This window comes from Streptomyces sp. NPDC049970 (assembly GCF_040660235.1).
GTDB lineage: Bacteria > Actinomycetota > Actinomycetes > Streptomycetales > Streptomycetaceae > Streptomyces.
Window position 1 is genome coordinate 588,186 of sequence record NZ_JBFALP010000002.1, and the last position, 23,123, is coordinate 611,308.

Here is a 23,123-nt window from a genome sequence, read left to right on the forward strand (position 1 = left end):
CCGGGGGTCAGACGGTGTCGAAGACGCTGTCGCGCGCCTGGGCGAGTGCGGTCCGCAGGGCTCCGGTCAGGATCGGATCGCCGTCGATGTCGCTGATGCGGATGAGCGGCCTGGGCAGCGCCAGGCCGGTCAGTTCGGCCTCCACCCGTCTGCGGAGCTCCTCCCCGCCTGCCTGGGCCACCAGGCCTGACAGGACGACCAGTTCGGGATCCAGCACGGCGACCACGGCGGCCAGGCCGGTGGCCAGTCTGCGGGCCACCTCGGCGCACACGGCCTCGTCGGCGAGCGCCTCGGTGAGCTCCCGGCCCCCGGCCAGCTCGCGCACGGCGTGACAGGAGACCTGGCTCTGGAAGCCGCCCCCCGAGTCCGGGCCCGCCCGGTCGGCCTCGCCGCCGCGGGCGAGCGGGGCACCGGGCAGCGGCATGTAGCCGATCTCCCCCGCGCCGCCGGTGGCGCCGCGAAGCAGGGCGCCACCCAGCACGATCGCGGCGCCGACGCCTTCGTCGAGCCAGGCGAGCACGAAGTGGTCGTGGTCCTGCGCGGCGCCCTCGTACTGCTCGGCGACGGCGGCCAGGTTCACGTCGTTCTCGATGACGACGGGCCTGCCGACCACCTCGGCGAGGTCGGCGAGCAGGCTGCGGGAGTGCCAGCCCGGCAGATGGGGCGCGTAACGCAACTGCCCGGTCTGCGGGTCGATGGCCCCCGGTGTGCCCACCACGACGGCCGCGAGGTCGCCGTGACCGAGGCCGGTCGGACGCAGGGCGCCGTCCACCGCCTCCGCGACGAGCTGTGCGGTGCGGTGGCGTACGTCTTCCGCGATCGCCTCGGCCTCGACGCGGCAGGAGCCGGCCACGGTCCCGGTGATGTCGGCGACCACGGCGCTGATGCCGGTGGGCCCCACGGAGAGCGCCGCCACGTGCGCCGCGGACGGGTCGATCTCGTAGAGCACCGCCTTCGGCCCGGGGCGCCCGCTCTGGCTGCCGGTCGAGCGGACCAGGCCCGCCTCCTCCAGCCGCGCCAGCAACTGGGAGGCCGTGGGCTTGGAGAGCCCGGTCAGCTCGCCGATTCGGGTACGGGTGAGGGGGCCCTGGGTGACCAGCAGGTCGAGGGCGGCCCGGTCGTTCATGGCGCGCAGGACGCGCGGGGTACCCGGTGTGGTTCCGGCCATGAGTGACGCACTCGCCTTCTGTTAGGAAACTTTCCTAATCAATTGAGAGGAAGGTAGGACCCGCGTCACCGGATCGTCAATGGGGTGAGGCAAGGCCTCTACCGAAGCTTTACCGGCGGCCGGTGGGCGCGCGGACCGCTCGGCCTTCGGCAGCAACGCCGAAGGGGCGCCCCGCAGGTCTCGCGGGGCGCCCCTTCAATCGGTTCTACTTCGTCAGGTTCGGCGGCGGTATCGGGGTCGCCGCCAGGGACTGCGGTGACGTCGCCGACGCGTACGCCGAGGGTGCCGCGACGCCGGCCGTCGGGTCCGCCGCGGAGCCCGGGTCCGCCTGGAGCGGCAGGACGCCGACCATCCGGATACCGGCCGAGTCCAGCGCCTGCTTGATCCGCCAGCGCAGCTCGCGCTCCACGCCCAGCGACTTGCCCGGCATCGTCTTCGCCGTGACGCGCACGGTCATCGAGTCGAGCAGCACCGCGTCCAGGCCGAGCACGTCCACCGGACCCCACAGCCGTTCCGACCAGGGCTCCTCCTTGGTCATGGTCTCGGCGGCCCCGGCGATCGCCTTGCGCACCAGGTCCAGGTCCTCCGAGGGACGGACGGTGACGTCGACCCCGGCCGTGGACCAGCCCTGGCTGAGGTTGCCGATGCGCTTCACCTCACCGTTGCGGACGTACCAGATCTCGCCGTTGTCGCCACGCAGCTTGGTGACCCGCAGGCCGACCTCGATGACCTCGCCGGAGGCGACGCCCGCGTCGATCTGGTCACCCACGCCGTACTGGTCCTCCAGGATCATGAAGACGCCGGAGAGGAAGTCGGTGACGAGGTTGCGCGCGCCGAAGCCCAGCGCCACACCGGCGACCCCGGCGGATGCCAGCAGCGGGGCCAGGTTGATCTGGAACGCGCCCAGGATCATCAGCGCCGCGGTGCCGAGGATCATGAACGACGTGACCGAGCGGAGGACGGAACCGATGGCCTCCGACCGCTGACGGCGGCGTTCGGCGTTGACCAGCAGGCCGCCGAGGGCCGTGCCCGCCACCGCCTGGGCGCTGCGGTTCATCCGGTCGATGAGGTTGGTGAGGGCGCGCCGGATCAGATACCGCAGCACGATCGCGATGGCCGCGATGAGGACGATGCGCAGACCGGTGTTCAGCCAGGTGGACCAGTTCTCCTCGACCCAGCCTGCGGCGTTCCCGGCGCGTTCGGCGGCTTCGTCCAGCGAGCCGGCGGTCCCGGGGGGCGAGGCCGCGGCCAGGAGGGCGGACAGGGGCACGGCGGGGACCTCCAGGTGGGGCGACAGCAGACCAACAACACTAACGAAGCCGGGGGAGTGGTTCGTTGCCGTGGAAGGGGGAGAGACACGTCTCACCCGGGGATACCTGGTCTGTGGCCGATCCCACACGGGGCCGGCCGCCCTGCCGGAGCACCGCTCTCCTGCGTGTCCCGGGCGCACCGGGGTCCCGGGGGCGGGAAAAATCCCTCCGGCCCGTTACCCGCACGTGGTGGCGCTCGGACCAGGCATGAGGAGAGACTGAGAAACGGATCGTCCCGGCGCGAGCCACGCGTCGCCGGCGTACAAGGAGGCATCCACGTGCCGCACGTCCTGGTTCTCAACGCTTCGTACGAGCCGCTCGGCGTCGTACCTCTGCGCCGCGCGCTCGTCCTCGTCCTCGAGAACAAGGCCATCTGCCTCGAGGAGTCCGGCGCCTTCATGCACAGTGCCACCCGTGCCGTGCCCGCGCCCAGCGTCGTCCGCCTCAAGCGGTTCGTACGGATTCCCTACCGCGGGCCCGTCCCCCTCACCCGCCGGGCGCTCTTCGCGAGGGACGGAGGCCGCTGCATGTACTGCGGGGCCGCCGCGACCAGCGTCGACCACGTCATTCCGCGCAGTCGCGGAGGTCAGCACGCCTGGGACAACGTGGTGGCGGCCTGCCGCCGCTGCAACCACGTCAAGGCGGACCGGCACCTGCCCGAGCTGGGATGGCGGCTGAGTCATCAGCCGGCGCCGCCCAGCGGGCTCGCCTGGCGGATCATCGGGACCGGGCACCGGGACCCGCGTTGGCTGCCCTACCTGCAGCCGTTCGGCGCGGAGGACGTGATGGCCCGTATCGACGGCGTCTCCGCCTGAGGGGCCGGGCCCTGGTCCGGCCCGTTCGGCCCGCGTCCGCCGGGGCTCGCGTCCTCCCGCTGGTCCGCGCCGTGCCGGTCCGCGCCGGTCAGGGCTTCGCGGCGACGGCGTAGGCCTCCACCGACCACAGCGAGTAGCCGTACTGCGTCGCGCGGCCGTCGCCCTGGATCCTGATGAAGCGGGTGTCCTTCGCGTCCATCCGCACGGACTCGCGCCCGCCGCCGCCGTCCCGCACCGTCGCCGCCGTACGCCAGGTGCGGCCGTCGGCGGATACCTGCACGCGGTAGCTCGACGCGTAGGCGTCCTGCCACCGCAGGACGACCTGCCCCAGCCGGACCGGCTCGGGCAGCTCGGCCTGCCACCAGGCGCCGTCCTCGACCGGTGAGGACCAGCGGGTCGCCGGATCGCCGTCCGAGGCCGCGGACGCGGGGAAGTCCGGGGTCTCGTCACCCGAGGAGGAGGCGGTGGCCGAACGCACCAGGTCCGGGCCCGCCGTCGCGGGGAAGGCCCGCACGGTCAGCGTGCTCTCCTCACCGCCGAAGCTCAGCGGTACCCGGTACTCGCCGGCCGGGGTGTCCGCCGGCACGGTGATGTCGACCGGGACACGGGTGCGCGAGCCGCGGGGCACCGTCGTCCGCTTCGGCACCTTCACCTCGATGCCCTCGGGTGCCTTGGCCGTCAGCGTGCCCTCCACCTCGGCGGGGCGTCCGCCCGCCAGCCGGGCCTCGACCCGCTGCGTGCCGCCGCCGATCACGGCGTCCGTCCTGTCGCGCACCAGCGCGAGGCGGGCCGCGGGCTCGTCGTCGAACCACGGGACGAGGGCGCGTACCTCGGGCGCGCCGCCGGCCGACGGCGCGCCGGTGACACCCGGGGCCAGGGGGCCGACGAGGTCCGGGCGGACCGAGGGCACGGTGACCCGGAGCGCGTCCGCGCGCAGGCCCTTCACCTCCGTCTGCGTCCAGCCGGTCTCCGACAGGGAGCCGATAGATCGCCAGCCCTCGCCGGGCACGTGGGCCTGGAGGACCGTGCCCGCCGCGCCGGCGCCCGGTCCGGTCATCGTGGTGACGGCGTCCAGGGGGCGGGTCCTGCCGAGCCGGACCGTGTAGCTGTTCGCGCTGCGGGTCACCTTGCCCGCGGCGCGGTCGGTGCCGTTCCAGGCGTCGGCCTCCTTGACGACCCGCTTCAGGAACGGGTCCAGGACACCCTCGCCGACCGTGGCCGCGCTCGCGCCGATCTCCTCACGCAGCGGCTCCAGCGCCAGCTGGGCCTGCCAGGCGGCCGCTCCGTCGCCGCGCTCCTGGGCCTCCAGCAGATCGACGGCCAGTTCGCCCGCCCGGCCGTACCGGGCCAGCTGCTCGGTCCACGGCCGCACCTCGTCCCGGAGCCGTCCACCCGCCGGGCTCTCCAGTCCCTCCGGTGTCCGCCGCATCACGCCGAACGCGTCCCGCAGCCCGCGTACCGCCTCGGCCCGGGCCTTCGTGTCCGTCGCCCGGCGGGACTCCCAGAACGCGGTCAGCAGCGGCCGGAGGTAGGCGGACTCGTCGCCGCCCAGCAAGGAGGTGGCGCTGTTGCCCGCGAGCGCTCCCAGGGCGGCCCGCGCCGAGGCGTCCCCGTCCGCCAGGTCGTCCAGGGCCGCCTGCCACGACTCCTGCGGCCGGTAGTCCTTCGGGTTCCAGGCGAAGTCCGCCGCGGTGAACAGCGGGATGCGCGAGGCCGAGGGCTGCTCCATGGCGTTGGCCAGCAGCGCCGCGGAACCACCGGCCACCGCCGGGTCGCGGCCGGTGTACGGGCCGAGGAAGATCCGGTCCTGCGCGTAGTCGTTGACCGGGTAGTTGTCCAGGGTGACGAGGGGGCGGCGGAAGGCGGCCCGTGCGCCCGCCAGCTCCCGCCCGGTGATCGTCTTCGGTACGACGCCGACACCGGTCCAGGCGACCTGCACCCGGTCGTCCAGCGAGGCCGCCAGCTCCGTGCGGTAGTCGGTGGCGCCGTCCTGGTAGTACTCCGTCGGCATCACCGACAGCGGCTCCCCGCCGGGGTGCCGGTCCGCGAGGTGCCGGGCGACCGCGCTCGCGACCCGGGCCTGCGCCCTCGCCGCCGCCCGGGGGCCGCTGCCGAACGTCTCCGCGTCCTGGTCGCAGTGCCACTCGCTGTAGCTCACGTCCTGGAACTGCAGCTGGAACGCCCGCACCCCCAGGGCCCACATCGCGTCGATCTTGCGGGTCAGCGCCCGCACGTCCGCGTCGGACGACATGCACATCGCCTGCCCCGGCGAGACGGCCCAGCCGAGCGTCACGTGCTCGGCCCGCGCCTTCGCGGCCAGCGCGCGGAAGTCGGCGCGCCGGTCCGCCGGGTACGGCTCGCGCCAGCGGGCCTGCCGGTAGGGGTCGTCCCCGGCCGCGTAGAGGTAGAGGTTCTGCTTGGTACGTCCCATGAATCCGAGCTGTGCCAGCCGCTCCTCGCGGGTCCAGGGCTGTCCGTAGAAGCCCTCGGCCATGCCGCGCACGGCGGTGCCCGGCCAGTCCCGGACCAGGACTCCTGGGACGGTGCCTCCGGAGACGAGCTGGCGCAGGGTCTGGACCGCGTGGAACAGGCCGTCCTCGCCGACACCGTCCAGGGCCACGGTGGGCCGGCTCTCGACGCTTCCCGAGGCGAGGCGGTAGCCCCCGGACGGCAGATCTGCCCGCTCGGGTGCGCGAAGGGCCCTCAGCGACCGTCCCGCGTCCGTACCGCCGAGCCGGATCACCGGACCGCGGCCGGGCAGGGACTCGTGGACCGTGCGTACGCCGGCGTCCCGCAAGACCGCCCGAAGCGCTTCCACGGCGTACGGATCGGTCCCGGCGTCGGCGAGGAGCGTGACCTCCGTGCCGAGCGGGACCGCCTGCCCGGATGCCTTGACGGACTGCGGCCGGGGCCAGACCGAGGGCAGCGGGGCCGTGCCGGTGCGGTCGGCGGTCGTGGCGGCCGGGCCGCCGGGTTCGGCCGGAGCCGCGGTCGCCGCGGGGGCGAAGGGGCTCAGCAGTCCACCGATCACGGCGACGGTGAGCGCCGTCACGTGCCTCTTACGCCCGAGCTGCACGCCGTCTCCTCGTTCCCGCCCCGCCAGTGGTGTCCGAGCCCACCACCCGGGCGCGAGGGTGTCAATGCGCGTGGGGGCTATGTCGGATATGCCGAATGTGTCGCACGGTTAGGTGTCCGGTTGTGAGTGGTGTGATGTCGAGTGGCTGAAAACCACCCATACCCGGCACGCGGGGAACGGAATGTGACCCACGGCACGTTGAGCTCGTTGGTATAACGCCTATGTCACGTCCACGCCTGTGACCGCGTCGGCTGGGTAGGTCTGCTCTGTCCTGTTGTCCACGGCCAGGAGGCCGACATGCCCGCTTCCGCGCAACTTCTCCTCTCCGCCCTCTCCAAACAGGTACCGAGCCCCAAGGCCTCCGGTTCCGTCTCGGGCAAGACGTCCTGGACCGCCACCGCCCCTCCGATGATCAGCGAGCTGCCGCTCTCCTACGTCTCCGACCTCACGGGTGAAACCGGGTTCGCCGACGCGCCGCTCACCAGCGAGCCTCCGCTCGCCGACGCCACACCTCTCACGAGCGAGCCTCCGCTCGCCGCCGTCGCCCCTCTGACCAGCGAGCCGACAGCACCTGGCACCGCAGGGGGCATGGAGTCCCCAGGAGTCTGAATGGGCTTGTCCCGGCTCGCCGAACTGCACGGCGTCGCCACCTCCTTCTCCCCGTCCGCGGACGTCACGGTGTCCGTCCCCGACGACACGGTCACGGCCGTGCTCGCCGCGCTGGGCGTCGACGCCGCCACCCCCGCGGAGGTGGGGAGATCACTCGCCGCGGCCGAATCCGCCGCCTCCTCCCGCCTGCTCCCCCCGACGGTGGTGATCTGGTCGGGAGAGCCGCTGCCCGCCGCGCTGACCGCGCTGCCGCCCGGAGCGGTCCTGACGCTCGACCCCGAGCCGGGTACCGCCGGAGCGCCCTCGCCCCTGCGGATGCGGGTGACCGCGGCCCCGGCGCCGGGTACGGCGACGCCCTCGTGGTGGACCGGACCGCCTCTGGGCGTCCACCGGCTGACCGTCCGCACCCCGGACCACCACCACACAACCGTCACCCTCGTCGTCGCCCCGGACCGCGTGCCGCAGCCGCCCGGGCGGACGCACGGCTTCCTCGTCCAGCTCTACTCCCTGCTCTCCGCCCGCTCCTGGGGCATGGGCGACCTGGGAGATCTGGCCGACCTCGCCGCCTGGTCGGGACGCACCCTGCGCAGCGGGTTCGTACAGGTGAACCCCCTGCACGCCGCCGTACCCGGCCGGCCGACGGACCCCTCCCCGTACCGCCCCTCCTCGCGGCGCTTCCCCGACCCCGTCCACCTGCACATCGAGTCGATCCCGGAGTACGGCCACGTCCCCGAGCCCGGCAGGGCCGCACTGGACGACCTGCGGCAGCAGGCCGCCGCACTGCGCGAGGCCGTCCTGAACAAGGGCGCCCTGATCGACCGGGACGCCGTGTGGGAGCTGAAGAGGCAGGCCCTGGAGCTGATCCACCAGGTCCCCCTGACGCCCGGCCGGCGCGCCGCCTACTGCGACTTCCTCGCCGAACAGGGACGAGCCCTGGAGGACCACGCCCTCTGGTGCGCCCTGGCGGAGGTGCACGGACCGCAGTGGCGCACCTGGCCCGCGGAACTGCGTGACCCGCGCTCCCCGCGCAGCGCCCGTGCCCGTTCCGAGCTCATGGACCGGGTCGACTTCCACTGCCGGCTCGCCTGGCTCACGGACTCCCAGCTCGCCACCGCCCAGGGCGCGGCGCGGGAGTCGGGCATGGCGGTCGGGATCGTCCACGACCTCGCGGTCGGCGTGCACCCGGACGGCGCCGACGTCTGGTCCCGGCAGGACGCCTTCGCGCACGGCATGTCGGTCGGCGCGCCCGCCGACACCTTCAACGCCCGCGGCCAGGACTGGGGCCTGCCCCCCTGGCGCCCGGACGCCCTCGCGGCATCCGGCTACGCCCCGTTCCGCCACCTGCTGCGCGGCCTCCTCGCGCACGCCGGGGCGCTGCGCATCGACCACGTCATGGGGCTCTTCCGCCTCTGGTGGGTGCCCGAGGGCCGCCCGCCCACCGAGGGCACCTACGTCGGCTACGACGCCGATGCGATGCTCGCCGTGCTCGTCCTGGAGGCGCACCGGGCCGGCGCCGTCGTCCTGGGGGAGGACCTGGGCACCGTCGAACCCGGTGTGCGGGAGGCGCTCGCCCGGCGCGGGGTGCTCGGCACCTCCGTGCTCTGGTTCGAGCGCGACTGGGACGGCACCGGACGGCCGCTGGCCCCCGAGAAGTGGCGTGCGGACTGCGTCGCCACGGCGACCACCCACGACCTGCCGTCCACAGCAGCCCGGCTGACGGGCGACCATGTGACACTCCGCCACCGCCTCGGGCTGCTCACCCGGAGCCTGGAGGAGGAACTGGCCGCGGACGCCACCGACACCGCGGAGTGGCTGGCCTACCTGGCCCGGCTGCGGCTGCTGCCCGAGGGCGAGGGCGACGAGGAGGCCGCCGTCCGCGCCGTCCACCGCTTCCTGCTGCGCACCCCGGCCCGGATGGCGGGGGTCTGGCTCCCGGACACCGTGGGTGACCGCCGCCCGCAGAACCTCCCCGGCACCTGGGACCAGTACCCCAACTGGCGCCTGCCCGTCGCCGACGCTGAGGGACACCCGGTCACGCTGGAGGAGATCGCCGCGTCGCCCCGGCTGCACAGGCTGATGGCCGTACTGACGCAGTCCCAGGGCGCCTCGGACGGGCCGAACGGCCGGGGCGCGCCGAAGCGTCGGGGCGCGTCCCGGGCCCGTACGGCACCCCCGGACGCGCGCCCCTCGTAGGCGTTCGCTACGTTTGCACCGTGGACAAGAAGAACGCTATGCGCGCCGGCGCCGTCGCGGCCGGTACGACGCTGATGATGCTGCTCATGTCGTCCCCCGCGCTCGCGCTCACCCGCGACGACGGTGACGACCCGGGGCCCGGCCTGAGCGTGCTGGAGACCCTCGGCCTCTACGTCGCGCTGCCGATCGTCCTCTTCCTGGTGATCGCGGGCCTCGTCATGGTCCTCGACAAGTCCAAGAAGCAGGCCTGAGGGTTCTCCCGAGTGCGCCGCCGGTACGGAGTACCGCGCGGCGCACCGGCATGTCCGGACCCGGGTAGGTCGCGGCCATGACCGAGTGGGACGTCAAGAAGCTCCGCATCCTGCGCACGCTCCGGGACCGCGGCACGGTGACCGCGACGGCCGAGGCCCTCCTCATGACCCCGTCCGCCGTCTCGCAGCAGCTGAGCAATCTCGCCGGACAGCTCGGGGTGCGGCTGCTGGAGGCCCAGGGCCGCCGGGTCCGTCTCACCGACGCGGCCCACCTGGTGCTGCGCCACGCGGAGGCGGTCTTCGCCCAGCTGGAGCGGGCCGACGCCGAGCTGACCGGCTACCTGCGCGGCGAGGCGGGCCAGGTCCGGATCGGCGCCTTCTCGACGGCCGTGCCCGCCCTCGTCGTGCCGGCCGTACGGCTCCTGCGGGACGGTGACCGCCCCGGCCCGGACGTCCGGGTGCGGGAGGCCGAGGCCGCCGAGGCGTACGAGCTGCTCTCGGCCGGGGACGTGGACCTCGCGCTCTCCCTGGCCGCGCACGCCCCGACGGCCGTGGACCCGCGGTTCACCCTGGTGCCGCTCCTCGCCGACCCGCTGGACGTCGCGCTGCCCGTGGACCACCGCCTCGCCGCCGTCCCCGGCCTGCGGCTGGCCGATCTCGCCTCCGAGCCCTGGATCTTCGGCGGCTCGGGGCCCTGGTCGGAGATCACGCGGGCCGCGTGCGAGGCGGCGGGGTTCGTGCCCGAGCAGGCTCACAGCGCCTCGGGCTGGACCGCGATCCTGGCCATGGTGGAGGCGGGGATGGGCGTGGCGCTCGTACCCCGGATGGCGTCGGCCGCGGACCGGTCCGGTGACGGAGTGGCCATGCGGGTCCTGGAGGCGGACCGGCCGCACCGCCATGTGGTGGCGGCGGTACGGCAGGGTGCCGAGGGCGGTCCCGCGGTCGCACGGGTGCTGGCGGCGCTGCGACGGGTGACCGACACGGCGGGCGGATCCGAACGCCGGACCCAGCCGGAACCGTTGGGTCCGACTCCTGAGCGGGACTGACTCTTGAGCAGGACTGACTCTTAAGCAGAACTGAAAGAACTGTACGAAAACTTTCGATGGACCTGATGGGTTCGCGTGCGCGACAGTCGTGCCATGACCACCGACGCGAGCGAGACCGTATTCCAGGACACCGACCCCCACGCGAACGACGCCGCCCCCTACGGCGGTGGCGACCCGTACGCCGACTACCGGGCCGCCACCGGTCTCTCCTTCACCGACCTCGTCGACCTCGCGGACCGCCGCCTCGGCGCCGGTGTGATCGCCGCCAACGACGAGTTCTTCGCCGAACGCGAGAACCTGCTGATCCGTGAACCCGCCGTCTTCGACCCCGAGCGCTTCGGCCACAAGGGCAAGATCATGGACGGCTGGGAGACGCGCCGCCGCCGTGGCGCGGACGCGGACCACCCCTTCCCCGCCCCCGGGGACCACGACTGGGCGATCGTCCGTCTCGGCGTTCCCGGGATCATCCGGGGCATCGTCGTCGACACGGCCCACTTCCGCGGCAACTACCCCCAGCGCGTCTCCGTCCAGGCGACCGCCGTCGAGGGCGCCCCCAGCCCCGAGCGGCTCCTCGCGGACGACGTGAAGTGGGAGGAGATCATCCCCCCGACCCCCGTACGCGGCCACGCGGCCAACGCCTTCGAGGTCACCGGCGGCCGCCGCTACACCCACGTCCGCCTCTGCCAGCACCCCGACGGCGGCATCGCCCGGCTGCGCGTCCACGGCGAGGTCGTCCCGGACCCGGCCTGGCTCGCCGCGCTGGGCACGGTCGACCTGATCTCCATCCTGAACGGCGGGATGTACGAGGACGCGTCGGACCGCTTCTACTCCTCGCCCGCCCAGATCATCCTGCCCGGCACGTCCCGGAAGATGGACGACGGCTGGGAGAACCGCCGCCGCCGGGTCCGAGACACCAACGACTGGGTCCGCTTCCGGCTGCCCGCCCAGGGCGCGGTGCGCGCCGTCGAGATCGACACCGCCTACCTCAAGGGCAACTCCGCCGGCTGGATCGGCCTCCAGGGCCGTGACGGCGACAGTGGCGAGTGGTTCGAGATCATCCCCCGCACCAGGCTCCAGCCCGACACCCCGCACCGCTTCGTCCTGGAGGCGGAGGCCGTGGTCACCCACGTACGCCTCGACGCCTTCCCCGACGGCGGAGTCGCCCGGATGCGCCTGCACGGCTCGCCGACCGAGGCCGGCGCGGCCGAACTGGTGCGCCGCTTCCGGGAGTCGGTCGCGTAGCACCGCACGAGCTCCGCCCGGCGGACGGCTGCGCGAACAGCGCCTGCCCGCCGGGCGGTTTCCAGAGGTCGCCCCATGGCGGCTCGGCGGGCTGGGCCTGTCCGTGCCGGTGCGCCGGGCCGTGCTGTGTGCCGGGTCGCTCGCACGGGAGGGGGCGCCCCCGGCGGGAGCGCCCCCTCCCGGTCCGGCCGAGGAGGCTACGCGGTAGCCGCCGCCGCGTCCGCCGCCTGGGCCTTCAGCGCGCGCTCCACGCCCGCCCTGGACTCCGACATCAGCCGGCGCAGCGCGGCGCTCGGCTGCGCCGATGCCAGCCAGGCGTCCGTGGCGTCCAGGGTCTCCTGGGAGACCTGGAGGGCCGGGTACAGGCCCACCGCGATCTGCTGGGCCATCTCGTGGCTCCGCGTGTCCCAGACGTCCTTGACCGCCGTGAAGAACCTCTCCGTGTACGGAGCCAGCAGCTCACGCTGGTCGGTCTGCACGAAACCGCCGATGACCGACTCCTGGAGGGAGTTCGGCAGCTTGTCCGACTCGACGACCGACGCCCACGCCTCGGCCTTCGCACCCTCCGTGGGCTGGGCCGCACGGGCGGACGCCGCGTGGCGCTCGCCCGCCGCCGTCCTGTCGCGCTCGTACTCGGCGGCGATCTCCTCCTCGTCCAGGAGGCCCGTCGCGGCGAGGCGCTGCACGAACGCCCAGCGCAGCTCGGTGTCGACGGCCAGCCCCTCGATCACCTGGGTGCCGTTCAGCAGCGACTGGAGCACGTCCAGGTGGAGCGGGCTGCGCGCCGTGGTGGCGAAGGCGCGTGCCCAGGCCAGCTGGTGGTCGCCCCCGGGCGCCGCCGCGCGCAGGTGGGCCAGCGTCGCCTCGGTCCACTGGTTCAGACCCGCCTCGCGCCACTCCGGCGCCGCGTACAGGTCGAGGGCCAGCTTCACCTGGCGGTGCAGCGACTGCACCACGCCGATGTCCGTCTCCTTGGAGATGCCGGAGAGGACCAGCGCCAGGTAGTCACGCGTCGCCAGCTCGCCGTCACGCGTCATGTCCCACGCCGAGGCCCAGCTCAGGGCGCGGGGGAGGGACTCGGCGAAGTCTCCCAGGTGCGCGGTGACGACCCGCAGGGACTCCTCGTCGAGACGGACCTTCGCGTACGACAGGTCGTCGTCGTTGAGCAGGACGACCGCCGGGCGGGCGGTACCTGCCGGGAACGGCACGGTGGTGCGCTCGCCGTCGACGTCCAGCTCGATCCGGTCCGTACGGACCAGCTTCCCGGCCTCGTCGAGGTCGTAGCAGCCGATCGCGATGCGGTGCGGGCGCAGAGTCGGCTCGCCCTTCGCGCCGGCGGGCAGGGCCGGGGCCTCCTGGAGGACGGTGAAGGAGCTGACGTGGCCGTTCTCGTCGGTCTCGATCTCCGGGCGCAGGACGTTGATCCCCGCCGTCTCCAGCCACGCCTTCGACCAGGTCTTCAGGTCACGGCCGGAGGTCTCCTCCAGTGCGCCCAGCAGGTCGGAGAGGCGCGTGTTGCCGAAGGCGTGCGCCTTGAAGTACGCCTGCACGCCCTTGAAGAACGCGTCCTTGCCGACGTACGCCACGAGCTGCTTGAGGACCGAGGCGCCCTTCGCGTACGTGATCCCGTCGAAGTTCACCAGGACGTCGTCGAGGTCCTGGATGTCCGCCATGATCGGGTGCGTCGAGGGAAGCTGGTCCTGGCGGTAGGCCCAGGTCTTCATCGAGTTGGCGAAGGTGGTCCAGGAGTGCGGCCACTTCGAGCCCTCGGCGTCCGCCTGGCAGGCGATGGAGGTGTACGTGGCGAACGACTCGTTCAGCCACAGGTCGTTCCACCACTCCATGGTGACCAGGTCGCCGAACCACATGTGGGCCAGCTCGTGGAGGATGGTCTCGGCCCGCGTCTCGTACGCGGCGTCCGTCACCTTCGAGCGGAAGACGTACTGGTCGCGGATGGTGACCGCGCCCGCGTTCTCCATCGCGCCCGCGTTGAACTCCGGGACGAAGAGCTGGTCGTACTTGGCGAACGGGTAGGCGTAGTCGAACTTCTCCTGGAACCACTCGAAGCCCTGCCGCGTGACGGCGAAGATCTCGTCCGCGTCGAGGAACTCGGCGAGCGACGGCCGGCAGTAGATGCCGAGCGGAACGGACTGGCCGTCCTTCTCGTAGCTGCTGTGAACCGCGTGGTACGGGCCGGCGATCAGGGCCGTGATGTACGTCGAGACGCGCGGCGTCGGCTCGAAGGACCAGACGTCGTCCTTCGGCTCGGGCGTCGGCGAGTTGGAGATCACGGTCCAGCCCGGGGGTGCCTTCACGGTGAAGCGGAAGGTCGCCTTCAGGTCGGGCTGCTCGAAGCTCGCGAACACCCGGCGGGCGTCCGGCACCTCGAACTGGGTGTAGAGGTAGGCCTGCTCGTCGACCGGGTCGACGAACCGGTGCAGACCCTCGCCGGTGTTGGTGTAGGAGCAGTCGGCGACGACCTTCAACTCGTTGGCGCCGGCCTGGAGGTGCTTCAGCGTGATCCGGGAGTCCCGGAAGACGGAGGCGATGTCCAGGTCCTTGCCGTTCAGCACCACATCGTGCACGGCCGGGGCGACCAGGTCGATGAAGGTCTCCGCACCGGCCTCGGCGGAGTCGAAGCGCACGGTGGTGACGGACCTGTAGGTACCGCCCTCCTGCGCCCCGGAGAGGTCGAGATCGATCTCGTACGCGTCCACGGTCAGCAGGCGCGCCCGCTCCTGTGCCTCTTCGCGGGTCAGATTCGTGCCAGGCACGCGGTCATCTCCTTGATATGCGATGTTTTTGGCCATCCTTCCACGTGGGACAGGCGCGGCGCGTCCGTTTTCCGCCCGGCCCGGCGGGTCCGGGCACGCGAAAGGGCGGCCCCCTGACGCAGGAGGCCGCCCTTTCGCGGGTGAGCGGGTGAGGGGTCAGCCCTTGAGCTCCGCCGCGACCAGCTCCGCGATCTGGACCGCGTTCAGTGCGGCGCCCTTGCGCAGGTTGTCGTTGGACACGAACAGCGCGAGGCCGTGCTCGACGGTCTCGTCGGCCCGGATGCGGCCCACGTACGAGGCGTCCTTGCCGGCGGCCTGGAGCGGGGTGGGGATCTCGGAGAGCTCGACGCCCTCGGCGTCCTTCAGCAGCTCGTAGGCGCGCTCGACACTGATCGGGCGGCCGAAGCGGGCGTTGATCTGGAGGGAGTGACCGGAGAAGACCGGGACCCGGACACAGGTGCCTGACACCTTGAGCTCCGGGATCTCCAGGATCTTGCGGGACTCGTTGCGGAGCTTCTGCTCCTCGTCGGTCTCGAAGGAACCGTCGTCGACGATGGCGCCGGCGAGCGGCAGCACGTTGAACGCGATCGGACGCTTGTAGACGGCCGGCTCCGGGAAGTCGACGGCCGCACCGTCGTGCGTCAGCTTGTCCGCGTCGGCCACGACCTTGGACGCCTGGCCGTGCAGCTCCGCGACACCGGCGACCCCGGAACCGGACACCGCCTGGTAGGTGGCCACGGTCAGCGCGTCGAGCCGTGCCTCGTCGTGCAGGGGGCGCAGCACGGGCATGGCGGCCATCGTGGTGCAGTTCGGGTTGGCGATGATGCCCTTGGGGCGGTTGCGGATCGCGTGCGCGTTAACCTCCGAGACCACCAGCGGGACCTCGGGGTCCTTGCGCCAGGCGGAGGAGTTGTCGATCACCACGGCGCCCTGGGCGGCGACCTTCTCGGCCAGCGCCTTGGACGTGGCGCCCCCTGCGGAGAACAGCACGATGTCGAGCCCGGTGTAGTCCGCCGTCGAGGCGTCCTCCACGGTGATGTCCGTGCCCTCGTACGTGATGGTGGAGCCCGCGGAGCGCGCGGAGGCGAAGAGACGCAGTTCGGCGACGGGGAACTTCCGCTCGGCCAGGATGCTGCGCATGACTGTGCCGACCTGACCGGTGGCGCCGACGATTCCGACCTTCACAGAGACTCCCTCACGGATGCGAACGGGCACGGTTGCCGGTCCATGATGCTTATGTCCGGGGTCCCGTTGTCCAATCCATTGTCCAGCAGGTGGGCCGGGTGCGCTCAGAGCTGTGGGGCGGGTGCCTTGACAGCACCCGCCCCACGGTCGTGCGGTGTCGTGCGGATCACACCGCCGTGACGGCTACGGCGCGACCTTCTCGATCACCACGCTGCCGGTGCCCGCCGCGGTGCCGCGGGCGTTCACCAGCTGGACCTCGCCGAAGAACTGCCGGCCCTCGGGAGCCGCTCCGGCGACCACGACCTCGGCGCCGACCTCGGCGGACGCGCCGTTGACCAGGTTCACGGCCTTCGACTCGTCGACCTTGATCTCGCCGAGCGACGGGGCGTAGTACACGTCCCGGTAGTCGTACTCGGTGGTCCCGGCCGGGACCGAGTAGCCGTCGATGACGACGGTGTACGTGCCGGCCGCCGGCTTCACCAGACTGACGGACTCCTCGGAGCCCGCCGTGGTCGAGGCGCCCACCTGGGTGGCGCCCTTGTACACGTACAGATCGATGTCGGCGTTGGCGTCCGACGTGTTGCCGACGGCGACGTCCAGCTTCTCGACGCCCTCACCGATGGTGATCGTCTTGGTGTACTCGCCGCCCGTGGAGATCGACGGACGCTCGACGTCGGCCGAACCCAGCGAGCCGCCCTTGAGCTTGCCCTCCAGGTCGCCGGCGTTGTTGGTGACCGTCCAGTCCACCGCCGCCGGGGTGCCGATCTTCGCCTCGGGGATGGTCTGCACCGCCGGGTCGAAGGTGGCGCCGAGCAGCGAGACGTCCAGCTTGTACGGGTTGTCCAGCAGCGGCGACGTGCGGCGGGACTCGACCTCGATCTCCCAGACGCCCGGCTGCGGCGCCTTGTACGAGCGCGTGTCCGGGCGGCAGGTGTTGGCCGGGTTCTCGTAGTTCGGGTAGCAGAAGATCGTGGAGCTGTCCTCCACCGAGACCCCGTAGGGGTGGATGGAGATGAACCGCGTCTGGCTGCCCGAGCGCAGGGCGCTGAGCGCGACCTCGAGGGTCTCGGCGCCCTCCGGCACGTTCACGAAGTACGACGTGGTGCCGTTGCGCTTCACCGACCCGGTCGTCGAGAACGCGTAACCCGGCTTCACCAGCTCCTTGGCGACGACCACCGTGGAGAGGATCTGCTGGTCCACGCCGCTGGTCTTCGCGTCGTCCACCCGCAGGATCGCGCTGTGGACGCCCGCCGTACGCGGCTTCGCCTGGACCTTGACGGTCACCGGCCTGCCGAGCGGCAGCGAGACGGTGCTCGAACCCGTCAGGGAGAAGGTGCCGTCGTTGTTCTTCCAGGACAGCTTGTGCTTGACGGCCTTGTCCGGTCCCGTGGTGCGGGTGACGGTGACGTCGTACGACTTCTTCTGGCCGGCCTTCAGGCCGCCCTCACGGTCGTACAGTCCGGTGCCGAAGCCCGGGTCCTTCAGCGCGAAGTCGATCGCGGTGTCGACCGGGGCCTTCACCGTGTACTCGTGCGCCGGGGCGCCCTGCTTCTCGATCTGCTTCCAGGCGCCGACGATGTCGATCAGACCGGAGCCCTGGGCGTGCGCGGGCACACCGTCGATGTGGGTCGCGGTGCTGGTCAGCGCGGTCCGCAGATCGGCCGGGGGCAGCTCGATGTGCTTCTGCTTCGCGGCGGACAGCAGCAGCGCCGTCGCGCCCGCGGCCTGCGGCGAGGACATCGACGTGCCCTGCAGCATGGAGTAGCCGGCGGGGAGTGAGTAGCCCGACTCCTTGACCGGACCACCGGGGAACCAGGTCTGCGTGGTGTTGATCGACGCACCCGGTGCCGTCAGGGTCGGCGTGAAGCCGCCGTCCTCACGCGGACCGCGCGAGGAGAAGGGCAGCATGTCGTACTTCTTGGTGACGTTCGAGCCGTAGTTGGCGGCCCAGGTCTCCTTGGAGATGGACGCGCCCACCGAGATGACGTGGTCGGCGAGGCCGGGGTCACCGATGGTGTTCAGGCCGGGCCCCTCGTTGCCGGCCGAGATGACCAGCTGCACGCCGTAGATGTCGATGAGCCGCTTGTAGAGCTCGGCGCGCGCGTTGTTGCCGTCGTTGAGCGGCGGCAGACCGCCGATCGACATGTTGACGACGTCGACGCCGCGGTTGACGACGAGGTCGATCATGCCCTCGGTCAGCGCGATGTTGGTGCAGCCGCCGGACCAGGTGCAGGCACGTGACGAGACGACCTTGGCGCCGGGCGCCGCGCCGTTCATCTTGCCGCCGAACAGGCCGTTGGCCGCGGTGATGCCCGCGACGTGGGTGCCGTGCTCGCTCTCGATGACGCCGATGTTGACGTAGTCGGCCTTCGCGCCGGCCGCGTTGTAGACGACGTCCTTGCGGGTCTCGACGACGAACGGGATGCGCTCGACGATCTGGGTCGCCGGGTTGTCCGTCCCGAAGTACCCGACCTGGTGCTTGTCCTTGTACGGCTTCAGCACGGCGTCGTCGCGGAAGTCCGCGTCGTTGTCCAGGTCGACGCGCACGGTGCCGGCGACCTGGTCGTAGAGCACGGCCCAGACGTCGGTGGTGTCGCCGTCCCGGTTCAGGTCCCCGGCCATGTCGCCACCCTTGGTGGCGGCCTCGGAGAAGAGCTGGATCTTGTAGGACCCCTCCGGTGCCGAGTAGGTGCGGCCACCGATGGTGAACGTCGGACCCGCCACGGCGGCGGTCATCCGCAGCCAGGTGCCGTCGCCGTCGTTCACGGGGTCGGTCGCCGTGACCCAGTCGACGATCTTGCGCTCGCCGGTGGTGGTCTTCTGCAGCGCGGGGTGGCCGAGGTCGACACCGGAGTCCAGGACGCCGATGGTGATCCCGCGGCCGTCGGCCTTCGGGTGCTGCTTCACGAAGTCGACCGCGCCCGTCTCGAAGGACGGGTTGTACGGGTTCTTCGCGGGCGTGCTCTTGCCGGGCGCCGGGTAACTTCCCGTGGCCTTCGGCTGCTTCACCCCGGCGACGCGGTCGCCCGCGGGCGTCGGGTCGTCCAGCTCGATCTCCTGCTTGAGATCGATCCCCTGGACGGAGGAGAGCTTCTGCGCCGCCTTGATGGTGGCTTCGGCGGTCGCGGTCGGCACGGTCGCCCGGACGTAGCCGAGCTTGTCGTACGTCTGCCCCACCACGGACCCCTTGACGGCGTCCAGCTGCTCGGCGACCTTCTCGGTCGCACCGGGCTCGGTGGCGACCATCATCGTGATGTTCTTCTCGCCCTTGGCCTCGGCCTTCGCCAGTACACCGGCGTCGGCCTCGCCCAGCTTGTCGCCCTTCGCGCTCGCCGCGGCCGGCTTCACCGGAGAGGCGGCCGGGTCGTCGGCGGCGAAGGCCGGGGCGGCGCCGGAGGCGGCCAGTGCGGCCGCCAGGCCGGCTGCGGCCGCGATGCGCGCCGCGCGTCTCGCCCCGGGTATGGAGCTGGGGGATTCCTTGGTCATCAGCATCCCTGTTTTTGTGAAAGAAAGAGAGAGTCCGGAATTCGGTACCCGATGACCGCTCAGCCTTTCGTAAATGACAGGGGTTTGTGGAGAGTTGACGGGTACGAGAACCGGACATGGCACAGATCCGCCACTGGCCCCATTCCGCCACTCAACGGGGCAGCGCCACCACGTACGCCGCCGGCTCACGGTCCTCGGCCGCCATCATCGCCGTGCGCACCACCACCGCCTGCTGGGACATGGCCTCGCGCAACTGCTTCGAACCCACCCGCACCACCGTGACCCCGAGGCGCTCCAGGTGCTCCCGTTCCGCGGCGAAGACGACGTGCTGCTCCCGGGGTGAGCGGACGCCCAGTTCGAGCGCCACGGCCTGCTCCGGCCAGTAGGCGTCCACCCCGCCCAGGAGGCGGCCGCCCGGCAGCGACAGCTCGACGTTCCACAGCGGTTCCGGCAGTCCGTGGGTGCGCACCATCTCGTACAGCCGGCCCTCGGCCACCGCCCGGCCCTCCATGAGCAGTGCGTCGACGGCGTCGGTCACGTGTGCGCGGCCCAGCAGTTCGGCGGCGTTCAACTCCTGGACGACCGCGACGGGTTCGCAGTGCCCGCCGCGCACCGCCTCCGTCAGGAGCCGGCGCACCGTCGATGCGTCGTCGAGCGCGGACACCGCGTCGGCGAGGGCCCGCTCCACCGGCGCCAGCGGCAGCCCCAGCCGGCGCTGCGGCCGGGGCAGGACCGCGGCCCTGGTCACCTGCACGAACCGGGTGGAGCGCAGCCGCCTGGTGCGCGGTACCAGTACGTCGACGCGGTGCAGCGCGATTGCCGGGGGCGCGGACGCGAAGCCGTACAGCGCCAGGGCCGCCAGGCCGGTGACCATCGCCTCGCCGTAGCCGTGTCCGGCCTGGACGGGCACGGTGCGGCGGGCGGGCGCGGCGGCGGGTCGCCCGGCGTAGAGCAGCGCGCCGCGCAAGCGCTCCTCGTCCGACGGCCGCCCCGAGTGCAGCAGGTAGACGCCGGGCAGCAGCTGCTGCCACGGGCCGCCGGGCAGGCACCGGGCGGCGGTCTGCGCCGAGGTCACGCCCCGGGCGCGCAGCTGCGCGACGGACTGCACGCGGTGACGGACGTCGTGGGCGGTGTCGGGGGACAGCGGGATGTTGTGGGTCATGCCGGGGACGTTCCCGCAGGCCCGCCAGGCCATGACTCGTGTTACACGTCCGTCGACATTCCAGGACAAGGCCGCCCCAAAGCACGCCAGTTCGATGGACGAAAAGAGTGGTCACGACGGGGTATGCGGACGGCGCGCGCTCCGTGCCTGCGGGGCGCGCGCCGTGTCCTCACGCCCCCGCGTCGTGCGCCTGACCCCGCAGCGCCCGGGCCAGATCGTCCCGCGCCTCCAGGACGAGGCGACGCAGCGCGGGTGCCGCGTCCGGGCGCGAGGTCAGCCACGCGTCCGTCGCGGCGAGGGTCGCCGGGTCGTCCTGCAGCCCCGGGAACAGGCCCTTGACCACGTCCATGCCGATCTGGATGGAGCGCTCGGCCCACACCCGCTCGATGGCCTCGAAGTAGGAGGCCGTGTACGGCGCCAGCAGCTCACGCTGCGAGGGCTGCTCGAAGCCGGCGATCGTCGCCCCGACGAGGGCGTTGGACAGCTTGTCCGACTCCACGACCGCCGCCCAGGCCTGCGCCTTGACCGCGGCGGACGGGCGCGAGGCCAGACACCTCACGTGGTGCCGCTTGCCGGACGCCGTGTCGTCGCGGGCGAGCTCGGCGTCCACGGCCGCCTCGTCGGCCGCGCCGTGCGAGACCAGTGGCGACAGGAACGCCCAGCGCAGCTCCTGGTCGACCTCCAGGCCCTCGATCACGGCCGAGCCGTCGAGCAGCTCTCCCAGCAGCCGCAGGTCGGCGTCGGACGTGGCGACCGCGGCGAAGAACCGTGCCCACGTCAGCTGGTGCTGGCTCCCCGGCTCCGCGAGCCGCAGCTCCCGCAGCGCGCCCTCCGCCAGCGCCCGGCCGCCCTCCTCGCGCCAGGCCGGCGCGGCGTAGTGCTCCAGGGCCGACCGGGCCCAGGTGTGCAGCATCTGAAGGACCCCGATGTCCGACTCCCGGCCTGCGAACGACAGCACCAGGGACACGAAGTCCCGGGCCGGGAGCAGCGCGTCACGGGTCAGGTTCCACAGCGCGGACCAGCACAGCGCCCGCGCCAGCGGGTCGGTGACGCCGCCGAGGTGCTCGCGCAGGGTTGCCAGGGACCCCTCGTCGAAGCGGATCTTGCAGAACGTCAGGTCGTCGTCGTTCACCAGGACCAGGTCGGGCCGCTCGGCCCCGGCCAGCTCCGTGACGACGGTACGCGCGCCCGCGACATCGGTCTCGGCGCGGGCGTACCGCACCAGCGTGCCCTCCGGGGTGAGCCGGTACAGGCCCACCGCGACCCGGTGCGGTCGCAGCTCCGGGTGCGAGGCGGCGGCCTCCTGGGTCACGGCGAGCTCCGCGATCCTGCCCTCGCCGTCGTACGTGACGGCCGGCGTCAGGACGTTGACCCCCGCCGTCTGGAGCCACGCGCGCGACCAAGCCGTCATGTCGCGCCCGGAGGTCTCGGCCAGCACCGAGAGCAGGTCGCCGAGCCGGGTGTTCCCGTAGGCGTGCCGCTTGAAGTAGCGGCGCGCGCCCTCCAGGAACGCGTCCCGTCCCACGTAGGCCACCAGCTGCTTCAGCACCGACGCGCCCTTGGCGTACGTGATGCCGTCGAAGTTCAGCTTGGCGTCCTCCAGGTCACGGATGTCGGCCGTGACCGGATGGGTGGACGGCAGCTGGTCGGCGCGGTAGGCCCAGGCCTTGCGGTTGTTGGCGAAGGTGATCCAGCCGTTGGTGAAACGGGTCGCCTCCACCATCGAGAACGTCCCCATGAAGTCGGCGAAGGACTCCTTCAGCCACAGGTCGTCCCACCACTGCATGGTGACCAGGTCGCCGAACCACATGTGCGCCATCTCGTGCAGGATGACGTTGGCGCGCCGTTCGTAGGACGCCGTGGTGACCTTGCCGCGGTAGATGTACTCCTCGCGGAAGGTGACCAGGCCCGGGTTCTCCATCGCGCCGAGGTTGTACTCCGGCACGAACGCCTGGTCGTACTTCCCGAAGGGGTACGGGTAGTCGAAGTGGTCGTGGAAGAAGTCCAGCCCCTGCTTGGTGACCAGGAAGACGTCGTCGGCGTCGAAGTGCCGCGCCAGGCCCTTGCGGCACAGCGCCGCCAGCGGGATCTCCAGCTTCGAACCGTCGTCCAGCGTGCGCGTGTAGACGTCGCTCACCGAGTGGTACGGCCCGGCGAGGACCGACGTGATGTACGTGGAGACGGGCTGAGTCTCGGCGAACCGCCACACCTCGCCCTCGTGGAACTCCTCGGCGCCGTTGCTCCGGACCTCCCAGCCCTCCGGCGCCGTCACCTCGAAGCGGTAGGGCGCCTTGAGGTCGGGCTGCTCGAAGTTGGCGTAGACGCGCCGTGCGTCGGCCGGCTCGTACTGCGTGTAGAGGTAGACCTCGCCGTCCTCCGGGTCGACGAAGCGGTGCATGCCCTCGCCGGTCCGGCTGTACGCGCACCGCGCGTCGACCACCAGGACGTTCTCACCCTCGGCGAGGTCGTCCAGCGCGATCCGGGCGCCGTCGAAGACGGTCGCCGGGTCCAGGTCCTTGCCGTTCAGCGTCACGGCGCTCACTGCCGGGGCCAGCAGATCGGCGAACGTCGACGCCCCGGCTCGGCCGGCGCGGAAGCGGATCGTGGTCTGCGAGCGGAAGGTGCGCGGACCGGCCTCCCCGTCGCCCCCGCCGGGCTCGCCGACGGCGGAACGCAGGTCGAGAGCGACCTCGTAACCGTCGACGGTCACCAGCTCGGCCCTCTCGCGGGCCTCGTCGCGGGACAGGTTTTCACCGGGCACTGAACACTCCTTCGTGTCTCATTCGAACACCTTTGATCCTCGCAT

General features: G+C 72.2%; 14 protein-coding genes. 6 read left to right on the forward strand and 8 right to left on the reverse strand.

Annotated elements, in window-relative coordinates:
- Positions 1-7: 7 nt before the first annotated feature.
- Complete coding sequence (locus tag AB0I83_RS05450; protein ID WP_356534671.1) at positions 8-1,168, reverse strand: ROK family transcriptional regulator; 1,161 nt, start codon at positions 1,166-1,168, stop codon at positions 8-10.
- Between the two features lie 205 nt (positions 1,169-1,373).
- Positions 1,374-2,438 carry a mechanosensitive ion channel family protein gene (locus AB0I83_RS05455; RefSeq protein WP_356842177.1) on the reverse strand — a complete coding sequence of 355 codons (1,065 nt, stop codon included), beginning with the start codon at positions 2,436-2,438 and terminating at the stop codon, positions 1,374-1,376.
- A 318-nt stretch (positions 2,439-2,756) separates the two neighbouring features.
- Here AB0I83_RS05455 and AB0I83_RS05460 point away from each other — a divergent pair, with 318 nt between their 5' ends.
- Positions 2,757-3,293 (forward strand): HNH endonuclease, encoded by a 537-nt coding sequence (locus tag AB0I83_RS05460; protein WP_356534674.1) that lies wholly within the window; start codon positions 2,757-2,759, stop codon positions 3,291-3,293.
- An 88-nt stretch (positions 3,294-3,381) separates the two neighbouring features.
- On the opposite strand, the gene AB0I83_RS05465 is transcribed toward AB0I83_RS05460, so the two are convergent.
- Positions 3,382-6,369, reverse strand: a complete 2,988-nt coding sequence (locus AB0I83_RS05465) for a beta-N-acetylglucosaminidase domain-containing protein (protein WP_363303706.1) — start codon at positions 6,367-6,369, stop codon at positions 3,382-3,384.
- A gap of 297 nt (positions 6,370-6,666) precedes the next feature.
- Between AB0I83_RS05465 and AB0I83_RS05470 the strand changes: the two genes are divergently transcribed.
- From AB0I83_RS05470 to alc, 5 genes are all read left to right on the forward strand, one after another.
- On the forward strand, positions 6,667-6,978 hold the full coding sequence (locus tag AB0I83_RS05470; protein ID WP_363303707.1) for a hypothetical protein: 312 nt from the start codon (positions 6,667-6,669) through the stop codon (positions 6,976-6,978).
- Positions 6,979-9,171 (forward strand): 4-alpha-glucanotransferase, encoded by a 2,193-nt coding sequence (gene malQ / locus AB0I83_RS05475; protein ID WP_363303708.1) that lies wholly within the window; start codon positions 6,979-6,981, stop codon positions 9,169-9,171.
- 38 nt (positions 9,172-9,209) lie between these two features.
- Complete coding sequence (locus tag AB0I83_RS05480; RefSeq protein ID WP_363303803.1) at positions 9,210-9,422, forward strand: hypothetical protein; 213 nt, start codon at positions 9,210-9,212, stop codon at positions 9,420-9,422.
- Positions 9,423-9,499: 77 nt separating this feature from the next.
- The gene (locus AB0I83_RS05485) at positions 9,500-10,468 is read left to right on the forward strand and encodes a LysR family transcriptional regulator (RefSeq protein ID WP_363303709.1); all 969 of its coding nucleotides are present in this window, start codon (positions 9,500-9,502) and stop codon (positions 10,466-10,468) included.
- Positions 10,469-10,561: 93 nt separating this feature from the next.
- A complete protein-coding gene (alc, locus tag AB0I83_RS05490; RefSeq protein ID WP_363303710.1) occupies positions 10,562-11,710 on the forward strand; it encodes an allantoicase in 1,149 nt (382 codons plus the stop codon).
- Between the two features lie 197 nt (positions 11,711-11,907).
- Here the strand turns inward: alc and pepN (AB0I83_RS05495) are convergent, their stop codons facing one another.
- From pepN (AB0I83_RS05495) to pepN (AB0I83_RS05515), 5 genes are all read right to left on the reverse strand, one after another.
- The gene (gene pepN / locus AB0I83_RS05495) at positions 11,908-14,484 is read right to left on the reverse strand and encodes an aminopeptidase N (RefSeq protein ID WP_363303711.1); all 2,577 of its coding nucleotides are present in this window, start codon (positions 14,482-14,484) and stop codon (positions 11,908-11,910) included.
- Positions 14,485-14,640: 156 nt separating this feature from the next.
- Positions 14,641-15,669 carry an aspartate-semialdehyde dehydrogenase gene (locus AB0I83_RS05500; protein WP_363303712.1) on the reverse strand — a complete coding sequence of 343 codons (1,029 nt, stop codon included), beginning with the start codon at positions 15,667-15,669 and terminating at the stop codon, positions 14,641-14,643.
- 183 nt (positions 15,670-15,852) lie between these two features.
- Positions 15,853-19,161: a S8 family serine peptidase gene (locus tag AB0I83_RS05505; protein WP_363303713.1), complete on the reverse strand. Its 3,309-nt coding sequence runs from the start codon at positions 19,159-19,161 to the stop codon at positions 15,853-15,855.
- A 145-nt stretch (positions 19,162-19,306) separates the two neighbouring features.
- Complete coding sequence (locus tag AB0I83_RS05510; RefSeq protein WP_363303715.1) at positions 19,307-20,317, reverse strand: hypothetical protein; 1,011 nt, start codon at positions 20,315-20,317, stop codon at positions 19,307-19,309.
- 169 nt (positions 20,318-20,486) lie between these two features.
- Positions 20,487-23,078 (reverse strand): aminopeptidase N, encoded by a 2,592-nt coding sequence (pepN, locus tag AB0I83_RS05515; RefSeq protein WP_363303716.1) that lies wholly within the window; start codon positions 23,076-23,078, stop codon positions 20,487-20,489.
- Positions 23,079-23,123: the final 45 nt, after the last annotated feature.